General features: G+C 50.5%; 13 protein-coding genes. 8 read left to right on the top strand and 5 right to left on the bottom strand.

Annotated features, from left to right (window positions below):
- Window positions 1–294: 294 nt before the first annotated feature.
- The gene (locus A6A26_RS02400; protein ID WP_063877322.1) at window positions 295–1,872 is read left to right on the top strand and encodes a sensor domain-containing diguanylate cyclase; all 1,578 of its coding nucleotides are present in this window, start codon (window positions 295–297) and stop codon (window positions 1,870–1,872) included.
- 15 nt (window positions 1,873–1,887) lie between these two features.
- On the opposite strand, the gene A6A26_RS02395 is transcribed toward A6A26_RS02400, so the two are convergent.
- Entirely contained in the window at window positions 1,888–3,669 is a 1,782-nt protein-coding gene (locus A6A26_RS02395) for an EAL domain-containing protein (RefSeq protein ID WP_063877321.1), read from the bottom strand.
- Between the two features lie 343 nt (window positions 3,670–4,012).
- On the opposite strand from A6A26_RS02395, the gene A6A26_RS02390 reads away from it, so the two are divergent.
- The 3 genes from A6A26_RS02390 (at window position 4,013) to A6A26_RS02380 (ending at window position 8,559) form a co-directional block, all read left to right on the top strand.
- On the top strand, window positions 4,013–5,476 hold the full coding sequence (locus A6A26_RS02390; protein ID WP_063877320.1) for a methyl-accepting chemotaxis protein: 1,464 nt from the start codon (window positions 4,013–4,015) through the stop codon (window positions 5,474–5,476).
- A 423-nt stretch (window positions 5,477–5,899) separates the two neighbouring features.
- Window positions 5,900–6,139 carry a hypothetical protein gene (locus tag A6A26_RS02385; RefSeq protein WP_063877319.1) on the top strand — a complete coding sequence of 80 codons (240 nt, stop codon included), beginning with the start codon at window positions 5,900–5,902 and terminating at the stop codon, window positions 6,137–6,139.
- Between the two features lie 245 nt (window positions 6,140–6,384).
- Window positions 6,385–8,559: a putative bifunctional diguanylate cyclase/phosphodiesterase gene (locus A6A26_RS02380; RefSeq protein WP_063877318.1), complete on the top strand. Its 2,175-nt coding sequence runs from the start codon at window positions 6,385–6,387 to the stop codon at window positions 8,557–8,559.
- 642 nt (window positions 8,560–9,201) lie between these two features.
- Here the strand turns inward: A6A26_RS02380 and A6A26_RS02375 are convergent.
- Window positions 9,202–9,444 carry a hypothetical protein gene (locus tag A6A26_RS02375; protein WP_063877317.1) on the bottom strand — a complete coding sequence of 81 codons (243 nt, stop codon included), beginning with the start codon at window positions 9,442–9,444 and terminating at the stop codon, window positions 9,202–9,204.
- Between the two features lie 706 nt (window positions 9,445–10,150).
- Here A6A26_RS02375 and A6A26_RS02370 point away from each other — a divergent pair.
- The 4 genes from A6A26_RS02370 to A6A26_RS02355 all read left to right on the top strand — a co-directional run bounded on the left by A6A26_RS02370 (window position 10,151) and on the right by A6A26_RS02355 (window position 11,821).
- Complete coding sequence (locus A6A26_RS02370; protein ID WP_217268358.1) at window positions 10,151–10,489, top strand: hypothetical protein; 339 nt, start codon at window positions 10,151–10,153, stop codon at window positions 10,487–10,489.
- 257 nt (window positions 10,490–10,746) lie between these two features.
- Window positions 10,747–10,986: a regulatory protein YcgZ gene (gene ycgZ / locus A6A26_RS02365; RefSeq protein ID WP_063877316.1), complete on the top strand. Its 240-nt coding sequence runs from the start codon at window positions 10,747–10,749 to the stop codon at window positions 10,984–10,986.
- A gap of 142 nt (window positions 10,987–11,128) precedes the next feature.
- The gene (locus A6A26_RS02360; protein ID WP_063877315.1) at window positions 11,129–11,398 is read left to right on the top strand and encodes a hypothetical protein; all 270 of its coding nucleotides are present in this window, start codon (window positions 11,129–11,131) and stop codon (window positions 11,396–11,398) included.
- Window positions 11,399–11,548: 150 nt separating this feature from the next.
- Window positions 11,549–11,821 carry a biofilm development regulator YmgB/AriR family protein gene (locus A6A26_RS02355; protein ID WP_063877314.1) on the top strand — a complete coding sequence of 91 codons (273 nt, stop codon included), beginning with the start codon at window positions 11,549–11,551 and terminating at the stop codon, window positions 11,819–11,821.
- Window positions 11,822–11,925: 104 nt separating this feature from the next.
- Here A6A26_RS02355 and A6A26_RS02350 read toward each other — a convergent pair whose 3' ends face one another.
- The 3 genes from A6A26_RS02350 to A6A26_RS02340 all read right to left on the bottom strand — a co-directional run bounded on the left by A6A26_RS02350 (window position 11,926) and on the right by A6A26_RS02340 (window position 14,764).
- Window positions 11,926–12,123, bottom strand: a complete 198-nt coding sequence (locus A6A26_RS02350; RefSeq protein WP_063877313.1) for a hypothetical protein — start codon at window positions 12,121–12,123, stop codon at window positions 11,926–11,928.
- Window positions 12,124–12,251: 128 nt separating this feature from the next.
- Entirely contained in the window at window positions 12,252–12,512 is a 261-nt protein-coding gene (locus A6A26_RS02345; protein ID WP_063877312.1) for a hypothetical protein, read from the bottom strand.
- A gap of 323 nt (window positions 12,513–12,835) precedes the next feature.
- Complete coding sequence (locus A6A26_RS02340) at window positions 12,836–14,764, bottom strand: methyl-accepting chemotaxis protein (RefSeq protein WP_063877311.1); 1,929 nt, start codon at window positions 14,762–14,764, stop codon at window positions 12,836–12,838.
- Window positions 14,765–15,226 lie beyond the last annotated feature (462 nt).

Genomic DNA, 15,226 nt, shown 5'->3' with positions numbered 1-15,226 from the left:
GGTGATCGGATGATTCCGGTTATCAATAAGGGGAATGAGACGTCGCCAGAGAGGTTATCCGGTTAGGACATCTGGCAACGATAATCCCCCAAAAGCCTGGGTAACCGCTGGCCCAGATTACACCTTCACGACGCGGAAATGCTGCACGACACAAAAAAAAGAGTATCAGGCTGCTTTTACAGCAATGCGTAACGTCATTCAGCACTAAAGACAAGTAATCTGGCGTTTATTCTCGCGTTTGTCTGGCGCAGAGGCGGTTAAAATTTGTTTAACTCACTCTCAGCGCAACCCGATATGTATCGCAGAAAAATATATCTAAGAACGCTCCTTACCGGACTATCCATCGGAAGCGTCATACTGACGTCAGGTCTGCTGCTGGGCGCGTTGTTTCTGTTTCAGAAGAATAATATCGAAGAGTCACTGCTCGACAGCAATATCGCCTATGCGCGTAAGCTGGCGGATACAACCGATCATTACCTGACCATTGCCCAGCGAGAGCTGGCATGGAGTGCCAGTCAGATCGTCGATCTTAATGATGTCGGCAAGCTGCATCGCGAAACGACGCGTTTATTCCAGCAGTCCGGTTTTTTCAATTCGGTGGCGGTGTTGGATCGTCATGCCGTCATCGCCTCTGTTTCGCCTGAAAGCCTGAGTCTGATGGGCGTAAAGGTGGATACCCCAGAGACAGAGCAGGCAATCGCGGCCCGGAAACCTTTTATTTCCTCACCCTTTAATTCTCCTTCGGGAAATTACGTCGTGCTGCTTTCCCAGCCCCTGTTTTCGACAGATGGGCATTATCTCGGTTTTATCTGTGGCACCATTTACCTAAAAAAACAGAGCATGTTAAGTGATGTCCTGAGCCAGCATTATTACGGTGATGGCACCTCAGTGAGTATTGTCAGTGATGACGGTTTCGTTATTTTCAGTCACGATCCTGCTTTGGTTGGCACCCGAATGGCATTGAGCCCGCAACTGCAAAAACGACTGGCTTCAACCTCAAATGGTCAGTTTATGATTGAGGACGCGGGCAAAAAATACCTTATTGGCTACGCCAGCCTGCAAAAAACCGACTGGAATATCTTTATGTCCGGTACGTCAGAAACCGTGAGTAGCCTGATGATACATACGGCCAGAAACGCATTCTGGTTTATCCTGGGCATCATCGTCCTCACGGCGAGCTGCATGGCTTTTCTGGCGGCGCGTATCTCTTATCCGCTGGAAAAACTGGCCGGTATGGTTCGCGAGGGCGGCAGCGATGCCAGCCCGGAACTGCTGTCATCGGTCAACACCTGGTATAACGAAGCGGACAGGTTAAGAGAGGCGGTTCAGCAACACCGTCAGGCCGTTGCTGGGCACGTTGCCGATCTGAATGATAAAGCCATGACCGATCCGCTGACCGGACTGAATAACCGTCGTGGCTTTTATGTCCAGGCGGAACAGCACAGTGAGGAGCGGGTGCAAAGCGCCATCGCGATCGATATCGATCACTTTAAAAAGATCAACGATCGCTACGGGCATGATGCCGGGGATGAGGTGTTAGTAAGCCTGGCAGGCCTGCTGCGTAAGCGATGCAGCACGCTGGATGTGGTGAGCCGCTTTGGCGGCGAAGAGTTTATTTTGCTGCTTCCCGGCACTGCACTGAGCGATGCGGCTGCCATGGCAGAACGTATCCGTGAGGCCGTCAGTATGACGTCATTTCCGTTTATCAGCGCGATGACCGTCTCTCTCGGCGTGGCAACGCTGAGCGATACGGATGATAAAGAGTCGTTGTTAAGGCGGGCAGATGAAGCGTTATATGCGGCCAAAGATGATGGCCGTAACCGGGTGATGGTCAGCCACGAAGGCGATATTTCTCGCTATCCTGCTGTCTGACCCGGATGCGGTCTCTCAGCACATCTCACGCATTTTCCAGTGCAGCCAGTGATCCAGTTCGCTGTCTGCCAGCGGTCGGGAGTAGAAAAAGCCCTGCGCCTGGTCGCAGCCATATTCCGTCAATGCCTCGACGGTATCGACGCATTCCACGCCTTCAGCCAACACCACATAATCCAGCTCTTTAAGCATTGCGATAATATTGCGGGCGATGATGCGTGAAGCCGTATCCGACGACAGCTCACTGATCAGTGACCGGTCCAGCTTAATCACATCCAGCGGCATACGGCGAAGATAGCTGATATTGCTGTAGCCCGTGCCGAAATCATCAAGTGAAATGCCGAAGCCGCGCAGTTTCAGCATTTCAAGCCCGCGCATAGCGGAAGGGCTCTCCACGATGCGTTCTGTTTCAAGGCATTCGATCCCCAACAGCGAGGTCGGCAGTTTTGCCCTCAGCATCTTCTCTTCCAGCACGTCTGCAAAGCCATCAATCGAGAAATCACGCTCACTTACGTTAATCGTGATTGGCAGCTGGATGCAGCTGTTACGCAGACGTTTCAGACGCGCAATCACGCTATCTATCACCCATGTGGTAAGGGCCGTAAGGATCTCCGTCTGCTCGGCAAGCGGGATAAACGTTGCGGGTGCGAGTTCACCTTGCACAGGATGGCGCCAGCGAATCAGCGCCTCAAGCCCGATAGGTTTGCCGCTTTGCAGGCAAATTTTGGGCTGGTAAACCAGATACAGCCCATTATTTTCCCGAAGCGCTCTCGCCAGATCGTTCACCAGCGTGAAGTCCTGGGTACGCCTGCTGTCTGTGGCTTCGCTAAAGCGCAAAGAGGGTAATCCGCGATCGATCGCTTCGTGCAAGGCACTGACCGCCTGGCGTAACGTCTCGTGGGGAGGAAAGATACCGGAGACAAAATCGACTTCACCGGTATGGGTACTCAGCGCCACTGACAGACCTTCCCCCAGGTCCGCACTGATGCCCTCCATCTGGCAGGCCACCCAGTTTGCACTGATGCGGCTGTCCGCCCGGGTCAACACGGCAAATCGTCCAGTCGCCACAGTATAAAGAATATCGCTGGCAGCGGGGCGCAGCCGCAATGGCAGCAGCGTCGCCACATCTTTAAGCAGGCTTTCAACAGGACTCATGCCCATTGAGCGCGCCAGTTCATAGGCGCGTGGCATATCAATACAGTCAATCAGCACCAGGCGACGCAATGTGGTGTCACCGGCAGCAGTCAGATAATGCATGTCGCGGATCAGGCGCTGGCGATTCGGCAGATTTGTCACCGGATCGATAAATCCTGCCGAGTGCCATGCTTCCAGAAAAGACATGACCAACGACGACAGTAGCGTCAGCGTGGTGATTTGTGCAGGCGTAAAAGGATGAGGCTGAATATCTGTCACGCACAGCGTGCCCAAATTGATGCCGTCGCGGTTTTTAAGCGGCACACCCGCATAAAAACGAATAAAGGGCGCACCAATGATCAGGGGATGTTGCGCGAATCGGCTGTCGAGGTACGTATCCGGCACAACCACCGGAGAATCGCTGTCCACGGCATAGCGACATAGCGAATCCTCGCGGGAGGAACGCTCCAGCTTAAAATTGTGCGCAGCACGAATATACTGAAATTCATCATCAATAACCGAAATAAAGCTTCCGGGAATGCTCAGTGCCTGACTGGCAAGCCTGACAAATTTTCTCAGCACATCATCCCGACTTTCATCGGGGTAGCGAAGGGCCTCAAGGGCACGAGTGCGGCGTTCATGATCACCGTCGAGATTCATAAGCATGTGTGTCCTCCGCCCCGGATTGCTCACGGCGCGAAATTAAAAAGAAAAAGTGGCGGATAAAAAGCACCGGAACAAGGCCAGATTCAGCGAAAGGAAAATTAAAATAGTTTTTTTTCTCGCTGAATAATAGGCGTGATTTGGATTTCTGTCTCTTTTTATTTTCTTTAATGAATTTATCAGTTATCAACGATGCAAACATTTAATCAAATTTTTAATTCTATTTTTTCAATAACGCTGCCACAATAACCTCAGAAGAGTAGCGCGCTATTGTTTTGCCCGCAACTATTAGATGTGAATATTTTATTGAAGTGTTTTTTTTACGTCGCAACACTGGGGAAATACCATGAATATTCTAAAAAATTTTACGATTAGACGTGTTGTCCTGTGGATACTTATCGCTGCCGTAATGATTATTGCGTTAGCCGGCGCGTATGGTTCACGGATAATAAACGACATTGACCGCGAAGCCAGCCGCAGTAATGCCCTGACTCAACAGCTTATTTTCCTTAACCGTGCCAGTGTGCAAGTGCAGACGAACGCCACGGCGAACCATGCGGACATTGCTTCTCAGGCACCGGCGGGTGATGAATGGCAACGTTATCGCACCGCTCTGACCAGCGCGCCTCAGGATTACCCTGCGGCGGCTCAGGAACGGCTTGCCGCGCTTGAGCAGCAGCTTTCTGCTAATGCGGCCCCGCTGCGTGAGGAACATCAGCGGCTGGTGAATCTGTTTCTGATTACGCTCGCTGCGGTCGCTGCGCTGCTCATTTTTTGCGATCGCTATCTTGTCATCCATCTGGTGCGGCCGGTAGCAAAACTGCGGGCGCACTTCCGCGTGATTGCTGATGGTGATCTGACACGTGAACCCGAGGACCTGGGTAAGAATTGTATCGGGCTAATGGTTCCTTTATTAAAAGAAATGCAACAAAGTCTGTTGAATACCGTCCAGGCTATTCGTGATAACGCGTCCGTTTTACATTTTGAGGCGGGCGATATTGCGAAAGGCAATGCCGATCTGTCGAACAGAACGGCCACCCAAGCGGCGGCGCTGGAGGAGACGGCGGCGAGTATGGAGCAGCTTACGGCGACCGTTCGCCACAATGCTGAAAACAGTCGTGAGGCGCGTGAGCTGGCAAGTGTTACCGCCCAGACGACCCAGAAAGGTGAGCAGTTGGTGAAAACCGTGGTGACCGCTATGGGTGTGCTTGCTGAAGGCGCTGAGAAAATCCGCCAGTTTACTGCCACCATCAACGGTATTGCGTTCCAGACCAACATTCTGGCGCTCAACGCGGCGGTTGAAGCTGCACGTGCCGGTGAGCAGGGGCGCGGGTTTGCGGTTGTCGCCAGTGAAGTTCGCTCACTGGCACAGCGCAGCGCAGAAGCGGCGAAAGAGATTGAAGGGTTAATTGGCAATACGGTAGCGCGCATCGGCGAAGGGCGCGGTGCGGCTGACAGCGCCGGAAGCACGATGGAAGAGGTGCTGCGCAGCGTGGGCAGCGTTAACGAGCTCATCAGCCAGATCGCGCTGGCATCGGAAGAGCAAAGCAAGGGCATTTCTCAGGTGACGCTTGCCGTGGCTGAGATTGACCGCGTGACGCAGCAAAACAGTACGTTGGTACAGAAGATCTCGGCGTCGGCAGAGAGTATGAGTAACCAGACGGAAACGCTCACCAGCGTGATAACCCGGTTTACCTTACCCGCGTCGTCAGCGGCCAGTGTTGTCGTCGCTAAGCCCGTTCCGGCAAAGCGTCATATCGCGTCTGTACCGACCAAAGACGATGAGGCCTGGGTGGCGTTTGGCAGATAATCGACGTCTGTCTCATCAGATATAAACGCACTGATGGGCTGGTTATAGGCAGCAGGCGGACCCGTTTCCTGCTGTGTTTTTTAAAACCTCGCGGCTAAAGCGGGGTTTTTTGTTGCCCGTAAATTCATTAATCCTTAATAAATATTTACTTACATAAATGCAGCGTAAAATAAAACCTAAAACTTTGAGTCATTTAAATATATCGACGCTTCACTTAATAAAAAATAAGCGCTGCCGATCAGACGTTTTTTTTACAGGCATATAATCCCGAAGCAGGCGAAGCCGCTGGTTTGACATTTCAGCAGATAAGATTAAAAATCCTTATGAAAGGTGTGCTGCAACGGTTGCAGACAGAGGTCTCAGCCGACACTGAACTGATCGGCTGACGTACTGTTACCCTACTTCATCCACAGGGAGCCTGGTTTGGGAAATTCAATCGTCCGACGGCCCGTGCCCGTCCAGAATAATGTTCGTGAACTGCGAATTGCTGCCGGCCTGTCGCAGGAAGGTGCCGCTGAACGCTTTGATCTGAGTTTGCGCGCCTGGCAGACCAAAGAAGCTACGGGGAAGGTGGCCTTGCTGAGTCAAGGGGAGTACGAACTGCTGCTGCTGCTGGCAGGGCGTCATCCTCACTATGAACTGGTGCCGCAAGACAAAAAATAGCGATTTTTACCGTTTGACAGAGTAAAGCCGTCTCTGGCTATGAAGTTCAGGCCTGAACGGACGATAACTGCAATACCGGGCACTATGTAAGAGCAGGTGTCGCTATCAGTGCAGGTTTCTGATAACCGACATTTTGCTGCACAGGCGGACCTTTGTTGCGGCTTCAGGTTGATGTATTGCGCGTTACCTGGTTCTGTCTGATTGCAGGCGTCCTCTTTTTACTGTGAGATGCCCGGCCACAGTATATGACCTCAGGAGGACACACTCTGAAGCACTCAACTGAAAGCGGCTCCGAAGAAGCACGCATACGTGCGTTGGCACAGTACCAACTGATGGACACGCCGCCCAATGAAGCCTTTGATCGACTGACTATTCTGGCGGCCAGATTGTTCTGTGTGCCGGTGGCCTTCGTGTCGCTGATTGATGAGAAACGTCAGTTTTTTAAGTCTCGCTATGGTCTGCAAATTACGGAAACCTCACGAAGCGTCGCGTTCTGCCATCACACGCTGGAAAGCGACGATATCCTTTGCGTTCCCGATGCGCTCGACGATCCCCGTTTCTCAAACAGTCCGTTGGTGCTGGGTTATCCCTTTATTCGGTTTTATGCCGGCGTCCCACTGATTACGCCAGACGGGCACCGTATTGGTACGCTATGCCTGACCGATAATCATCCCCGCCCCGCAATGAGCACAACGGATCGCCACAACCTGACCGATCTGGCCGCACTGGTCATGGACCGCATGGAAGTTCATCGCATGTCGGTTTTGCGCCATGCCAGCCAGCAGCGCCTCGAAGCCATATCGGTAACCTCACCGGACGCGATCATCTGTACTGATTTGAACCGTGGTATCACGTTCTGGAACCCTGCCGCGACGAAAATGTTTGGCTATGACGCTGACGAAATGGCCGGTAAATACGTCGCCGGGCTGATCCCTGAACGCTGTCAGACCGATTACCGTAATGAGCTTGACCGACTTGAACATGAAGAGGGCGCGATCTCCACGCCGCGTACCTTGCAGATTTGGGGCAAGCGATGCAACGGCGAGGAGTTTCCAGCGGAGGTCTCTTTTTCGGGCTGGCAGGAGGGCTTTGAGCGCTATATTGGCATGATCATTCGGGATGTGACGTTACGCTATGAAAGCGAAGCGCGACTCTGCGAACTGGCCTCACTGGATATGCTTACCCGGCTTGCCAGCCGGAGTGCCTTCATGACGCAACTCAGCAAGCTGACGGAATCCGGTGTGCCTTACACGCTGCTGATGACAGATTTGGACAGTTTCAAAGACGTGAACGACACGCGCGGTCATGCGGCAGGTGACGCTTTGCTTTGTCATGTGGCGGAGCAGATCCGCGCAGTCTGCACCCACGCTATCGCAGCGGCCCGTTTGGGGGGCGACGAGTTTATCGTTTTACTGCCCTGTGGCTGTGATGGCGCAATGGATATTGCCCAGCGGCTCACTGCGGCTATCCAGACACCTTTTTATTACATGGGTTCTGCGGTAGAGGTCGGCGCAAGCACCGGTGTGGCAAGCTTTCCCCTGCATGCAAGTGATATGTCTTCAGTGATGTCGGCTGCGGATTTGGCGCTGTATCGGGCTAAAGCAAGTGGCAAAGGGCAGTCTGTCCTGTTTCAGCCTGAATTTCGCGAGGCTGAGTTAGGTCGACGTCGGTTTGAACGTGAACTGGAAGCCGCTGTTCGCCAGCAGCAGTTTGTGCTGCATTATCAACCGCGTTTTGATGTGTTCAATGGCGAGTTAATGGGCTGTGAAGCGCTGGTTCGCTGGATGCATCCGGCCCGTGGCCTGCTGCTTCCCTCTGAGTTCATCGATATGCTGATCAAAAGCCCGCTGTCCATCACCCTGGGAACATGGATTATTCAGTCTGCTGTCAGTCAGGTTAAACAATGGCGGAGTCAAAATCTGCCTCTGCGCGTCAGTATTAACCTGTTTCCGCGTCAGCTAATGGAAGCTGGACTTGAAGAGGTGATTCGTCAGTGTGCCGGAGAAGACGCGGGCTTTATCGATCTCGAAGTCGATGAACCGCTGCTTACCGATGTAGGGGAAAGTACATCTCAGGTGTTAGAGGCCGTTCAGGCTACCGGGGCGTTATTTATCATCGATCACTTTGGTCGCAGCCTTGCCTCGCTCAGCCTGTTACAGCATCGCTGCATCGCGGGACTTAAAATTGATCAATCCCTTACTGTTCAGCTTGAGAACAGTAACAAAGCCCGATTATTGATCAACGCTATCGCGTCACTGGGTAAAAATATGGGGATCAGCGTAGCAGCAGAAGGCGTTGAGAACCGCGCCCAGCACGATTTTATTTGCGCGGCAGCATGCGATATTTTGCAAGGCAACCAAACCGGTTCCCCTGTTAGCGCATCACGGTTTGAAACCCTCTATCTTACGCCTTCGCATTAACTGGCAGGGTGGCGAGGGGATATGACAACCTCGCAATAGCATTGCTCACCAGGTTTACCCTTTCCCGGCATCATAGCGGCAAAAAAAACGGCACCGTGAAAGGTGCCGAAGTAAGCAACGTTTGGTCAGGACAATCATTGTGATAATCAACTCACAATACTGTTATCGACGCCCTGAACAGAACATTGAGCGAGGTCGAGAAGACTTTGCAAAAGTGTGATGTATAACGGGTTTTGAGCGTTCAAACGGCACATATCAGCAAAAAATTAGAGACCTGTTTCAGGTATGAAGAAAAATTATCTGATTCCGACTGGCGACAATCCAGATGGTGAACTAATTTGATAACGCTGTTTGGAAGTCATTTAGGATTTCCCTGAGAACTCCGGCCCGACCCTTTAACGAGGTGCGGGCATTTTTTTATCGGTGTTACAGCAAAAAAACGGCTTCTCTGATAGCGAGAAGGCATTGGCTGGCAGCATGGATAGGATGCACCTGTCCGGGACGTCAACCATCGCACCAGGCCTGGCAGCAGGGCGCTACGGCGTTGAAGTCAGGTTCAGATGTGATGTTGAGCGAAGGTCAGAGTCAGGCAGACGCGGTATAACCGGCGTGCTGATTGATCAAAAGCGGGGGTTTTCAACGTTACTGACTGAATAGCAGGGTCAGAAGTCCACGATAGTGCAGCCTGTCATCTTCACTGGTGGCTTTTTCAAGACAACCGATAAGCTTCAGACAGATGATGCGTCGACTGACGGGCTTATTCTCGCGAAGTATTTCAACGGCTATCCTCCCCAGGGTTTCAAGCTGGCGTGGATGATCAATCTTGTTGAAATAGTGTGCCAAACCGTTAGTTTTTTCCGCAGGTGGCAAACTGCCCTGGCGCATAGTGTTCCTTAGAACAAAGTAGAAAGAGTTGTGCGCAACTTAACCGATCCTGGGGACCACTGTACAGGAGAATTACCGATCCCGCTGAAAAGAAAAACAGGAGCCGCCCGGCTTACTTTTTTTGATCCGCGACGTGGCGACGGCGATCCTAAACCAAGACAAACCATCCCCCTTAACATGGCGGATATCTCGCCTGGCTGGCGAGCTGTTGTGTCTCCTTAATTCTCCCGCCACTTCACAGGCTAAAAAAAACAGGCCCGTCAGCAGGCCAGGTATTTTTGGCGATTTTCATCATGCTTCTGTCCGTTGAAACACTAACGCGCATACTCTGTAGGGTTATATTTTTCGGGTTGTCTGGCGTTTTATATCGGTATAAAAGAGGTTGTCTGGCGAAAATAATAAAGCAGGGCAGGCTACAATACAGAACCGACTTTTATTGTCAGCCTGCCCAGGCGAAGACAGAACAGCAGATACCCTGCGAAGCCTTCTGGCATCGGCTCTGGCACGGTAAACCCTGACCAGATCCTGTTTAAGATTATTCTATTTCGTGATGTTTATTAAAATTTAAAACTATAAATTTTTTATTTTTCATAAAGTTAAAAAATGCATCTCAAAGGTAAGATATTCAGGTGGATGGAATAATTCCCGGGATGTCAGGAAATATTTTGTCATCTGTCATGTCACCACTAAAATAAATGATATAGCCATGATCAATCTGTTATGTGAGGAGGAGAACGTGTTATTTCACGACGATGAGAAAGGTCATCTTATTCTTGGCGAAGCCGTGGTCAGCCTTGCTCTCGGTGACAGAGAAATAAGTATCGATACGCTTATCGCAGAACTTAACCAGATGGCGGAAGAGGAAACCCGAGACAGTAGGTTGGCGGAAATTTGTGATGCCCGCCACTGGCTGAAACAGTTCAGGCTGTCGCAGGTGCGTTCAGATTCAGGACTGCGTTGGCTGATGGCCGCAAGCCAGGACGAAAGCGGTAAGCCGCATGAAAATGTGATTCGTCTCAGGCCTGAAGAAGACGAAGACAGATAACGTGGTGAGCAAAGGTGTACAAAGGGGGCAAAGATTTCACCTCGTCATGTACAAGATCGGCGTCAGGATGGATGCGGGGCGAAAAAGTTAAGGATCTGATACTCACGCAAGTGACTGTTATAAATGGCATAGCACTTTTTGCACCATTCAGCGTGCAGCGGCCACCCAGAATTCCTGTACAATTTTACAGATGTTGTATAAGTTTAGTGACCAAGGCTTGGTTAGAGTTTACTCACTTTCACATCTGGAGGTTTAACATGCGTCAGAACGAAACTACGTCGAACACCGTACGTGATATTGCCCGTTATTTTGGCAACGACACGCAGCCTTCTGAAAAAGAAACACTGGGTCAGGTTATTCTTGAGATACTGCACGCCGGTAAGAGCCTTAATCGTAAGGCCATCTGCAGCTCGCTTATCCGTCGCCTCAGCCAGTCGACCGGCCCGCAGGAAGAGCAGCATTATCAAAAACTTATCGGCATGCTTTTTGACCGCTGAAATGAGTGCCGCGTTGCGTTAACCGATTACAACGTCCCGCAGCATTAATCTGAACGGCCAAAAAAGCAGGTCATTAGAGGCCTGAGCGTTTGAGGCTGGGTTGCCCGTTTTTAGAGGGCACAATGTCATCAGAGATGCGGGTATGCAGAAAGATAAACTTGAGAAACTCACCGAGATAGTGATGGGCGAGGCGGTGACTGCGCTACTGGACAGTAATGACAAAATCAGTGGTGCCACGCTCGCTAACAGACTGAAGTCTATGCTGGTGAATGAAGCAAATGCAGCACGGCGCGAGGCGATTGAGGTCGCGCTTGCTGAAGTGCGAAGTGAATTTGCTTCTGCGCGCGATCCGATGGAGTCTGCCGTTCTGGCATTTGGTCAGAGCGTTTCTGACAGTCGCCGCAAGCATTGATGATGGCTGATCCCTTCTCATAAAAAACCTGTTACTTACCCAAGAGTAGTTTCAATAAAGACTACTCAGGACAAGCACATCCCCACTTCGCCCAACTGGCGAGGGTTATGATGTGTTCACCCTAAACTGAGACTGATAAGAAGACTCATCATGCAGAACAACATCGACATTCAGCAAAGCACGACTGAAGTGGAAATTATGCGCCTCTTTCGCAGTGCGGGCGACAAACTTCAGGCTGAAAGTGCAGTGCTGGATGCAGTGATTCGTAATATTGTCATCCACGGGCAAAAAGTCACCAGCAAAGCCATTATTATCAGTTTAATCGCCGAACTGGAGTGTACAGAAGACGTTGTACAACTGGATGTGCTTCGTAGCTGTCTGGAGATCGTGGTAGGGCGTACACCTTCAGACGAACAGCCATAAACGCCTTTCACCGCAGGGCAGACCTACGTGAAACAGCGATGTTGAGAGCCGGGTTTGCGACAGTGACTGCCCGGCATCCCCAGTAGGTAAGGGCAAATTAAAAATCAGTGAAGCTGTTTTGAGAGCAAGCGAATCGCCTCCTGGCACGCTCTCTTTTCATCGTGCTCTGTGCTTTGCTCACTGAAGCTGTGCAGCGAACGCAGTATATCCTGCAGATGGACTTCGCCATCCGGTTTAAGCAGACGGGCGACTATCCTGCCAATAACGGTGTAGATATCTTCAGATGCGGTGTCGTCGCTCATCTGACCTCTGTCAGCCAGAGAAGGGGCTGCTGGGTTAGCGCTGTAATCATGTTGGTAACGTTAATGGCATCTGATCGGGCGCACGACGCACGACGGCTAAAAGGGGCATCCGTCGCGTCGCGCAAGACTTAGTGAAGGTGATGAAGGTGAGTGACATTGGTTTCAACGGAACTGTTGTTTTCAGACTGATGGGAAAACATTTCTACGCGTATCTCCTCCATGGCCCGCAAGGCTGCACGAAGCCTGACTTCATCCTGCTCGGTATCCAGAAACTGCTGCAGCCTCTCAAGGAGAATGCTCCAGGAAATAGCCGCATCCTCATTCAGTAGCTGCGTCACCATCTCACCGATGATGATATCCGTCATTTTTTCGTCAAAAACGTTATTCATATTCTCCCCGAATGGCGATTCTGAGACCGCAAGGTTAGCACAGGTTAGCCCGGCGGATAGGTGCTCAGCATCAAAATGAGAATCCACCGTCCCGACTGTGACGATGCCGTTCCCCTGATGTTAATGCGCGGCAGGCTCACCGTTGACTGGTCTTGTGTTTTTTACGGCCAACAGAATAAGTTTCTTTCGGTTATCATTCAATTCATCATCTGTGCGATTTGCGTATTTCTGTCGATAAAATTTGCCCGGACTCTGCCGGGCAATGGTTAACCAATTGCCCGCGCGTGGGTAAAACGCGGGCGGCAGTGTAAAGAGAGACGCCTTTAAGCCGTACGGAATACAGACACCATATCGCGCAAATCACCGGCTCGTTTTGCCAGTTCATCCGCAGAAGAGGCTGACTGTTCAACCAGGACGGCGTTTTGCTGTGTCACCTGATCCATCTGATTGACCGCAATATTAATCTGGCTCACGCCGCTGCTTTGCTCTTCAGAAGACGATGAAATATCGCGGATCAACTGGGAGGTTTGTTCAATCGCCTCAACACTTTGTTTCACTTTGCTGCCTGCGTCCTGCGCCAGCGTTAAACCTTCATTCGATTGCACAACGGATTGCTCGATCAAGCCTTTGATCTCTTTCGCTGCGCTGGCAGAACGCTGTGCAAGTGCCCGCACCTCAGCGGCGACGACGGCAAAACCTTTGCCCAGTTCGCCCGCGCGCGCGGCTTCAACAGCCGCGTTGAGCGCCAGGATATTTGTCTGGAAGGCAATACTGTCGATCACTGAGGTGATTTCTTCGATTTGTCCTGAACTGCTGCGAATTTTCTGCATTGTCGCCATAACGGAGGTCATCGCTTCGCCGCTCTTCAGGGCAGCGCTGGTTGCGGATACCGCCATATCAGACGCGTAGCGCGTGTTATCCGCATTTTGCTTAATGATGGAAGAAAGCTGTTCCATGCTGGCGGCCGTTTCTGCCAGTGAAGCCGCCTGTTCTTCAGTGCGGGAAGACAGATCGTTATTACCCATCGCAATTTCCTCAGAGGAATGTGCAATGGTTGACGCGTTATTTTTGATATTCGACACCAGATGAGAAAGACGCTGCTGCATTTGTGCCAGCGCATTCAGTAATTCAGCAATCTCATTTTTACCCGACACGGTTATCGCAGTTGTTAAATCACCTGCAGCCACTTTACTGGCAAGCGAAACGGCTTCTTTAACCGGGCGGGTAACGGAACGACTAATCATCACCGCCACAAATATTGCCAGTAACGCAACGGCCAGCAGTGCGGCCAACAAGATATATTGTGACTGACGACGCTGATCGATTTGGTCGTTAAGTGTTTTGCCCAGTTGCAGGCTCAGTTTAACGCCAAGATCGTTATAGGTGTTGATGGCCTGGGTAAACGCTTTTACATACTCTACTGGGGTAATTTGAACATTTTTTGCAATAAACACGCCATCGGCCATGTTAAGGACGTTCGCTGAACGTTGGTAAGCATCAACGGCGATTGGGCTGAATTCCGATTTTAAATCCGGCTCGACGGCAAACGCTTTATTCAATACGTTGCTGAATTTTTCCAGCGCCGCTTTGCCACCGTCAATCTGGTATTCCATAGCACCGCGTGCGGATTCTGATGCTTTATCACCCGCTGCAATCACGGATGTCCCCGCGGCCCTGATGCGTCCAAGGGTTTCAGTTAACTCAGGCAACCTGCCATATATACTCATAATAAGTTGATAAGTATTCAGGTCTGCATCTAAAGAAAGGCCATACAGATCCAGAATATCTTGATTAGTGTCCAGTAAGTTCTGAATCACCTGAGCATGGCGTGACAGACTGGTGGCGAGTGTCAGTTTGCCAGACGAGACGTCTTGCTGAAGCTGCGACCAGGCTGTTTTGACCTCATCAAAACGCTGTGTCGGCTGGGCATGAGTATCATACTGATGTAACTCAGCGGCGATTTTCGTACTCTGCGCATCTATCTGAGCGGCAAGTTCCAGGCGTGGGGCGTTATCATATTTATTCAGTGAAATAGCAATAGCACTTTCAGCGCGGTGACGTTGAATCAGGTTAAGTAAAGTCAGGATCTCTTTTTCGACCGGTACGCCCTGCAGCTCTTGTTTCTTAGCATCGATGGCCTGATTACCCGTCTGGATAAATAAATAGGTTGGTAAGGCAAATAAAACCAAGGCAAAAATTCCCAGTATCAGGAATTTTGTCGGTAGACTGATTTTATCGAGAATATTTTTCATTTATTGAATTCCAGGTGAAATGGTGTCTTTTGATGAAGATCATCAAAAATTATTTTTTTAGTCTTTTTATAATCTGATACAAGAATGCATATTTATCATGGGGTTGCGTCTAAAAAAGCAGGCGTAATGTGCCTGTTTAAACACGCGGGGGAGATTCTACTTTCCATAGTGAAGAGTATTATAGAATGCGTCGTGTTATTTTCCATGATCGAAATGCACAATATTTTCTTTTGGATGGGGTTAAGCCAAATTAACGGTTTTTATCAGCGTTATTCTACTAATCATAAATAGGTATTGGGTTGGTGGTGATTTATAAATACGCTTGGCGATCTAAAAAAATAAAAAATATTAAAGTTTTAATAAGCCATGCCGATAATGCGCGCGTTTAATTACAGCGTGTATTTCAAAGTAATATTTATAAAGCATGCTAGCATGCGCCCACGCAAAAATTAAAGTGATAAC

Source organism: Pantoea sp. OXWO6B1 (genome assembly GCF_001641135.1).
In the GTDB taxonomy this organism is placed as follows: domain Bacteria; phylum Pseudomonadota; class Gammaproteobacteria; order Enterobacterales; family Enterobacteriaceae; genus Pantoea; species Pantoea allii.
The sequence above is the reverse complement of the archived record's forward strand: the minus strand, read 5'-3'. Positions and strand labels throughout refer to the sequence as shown.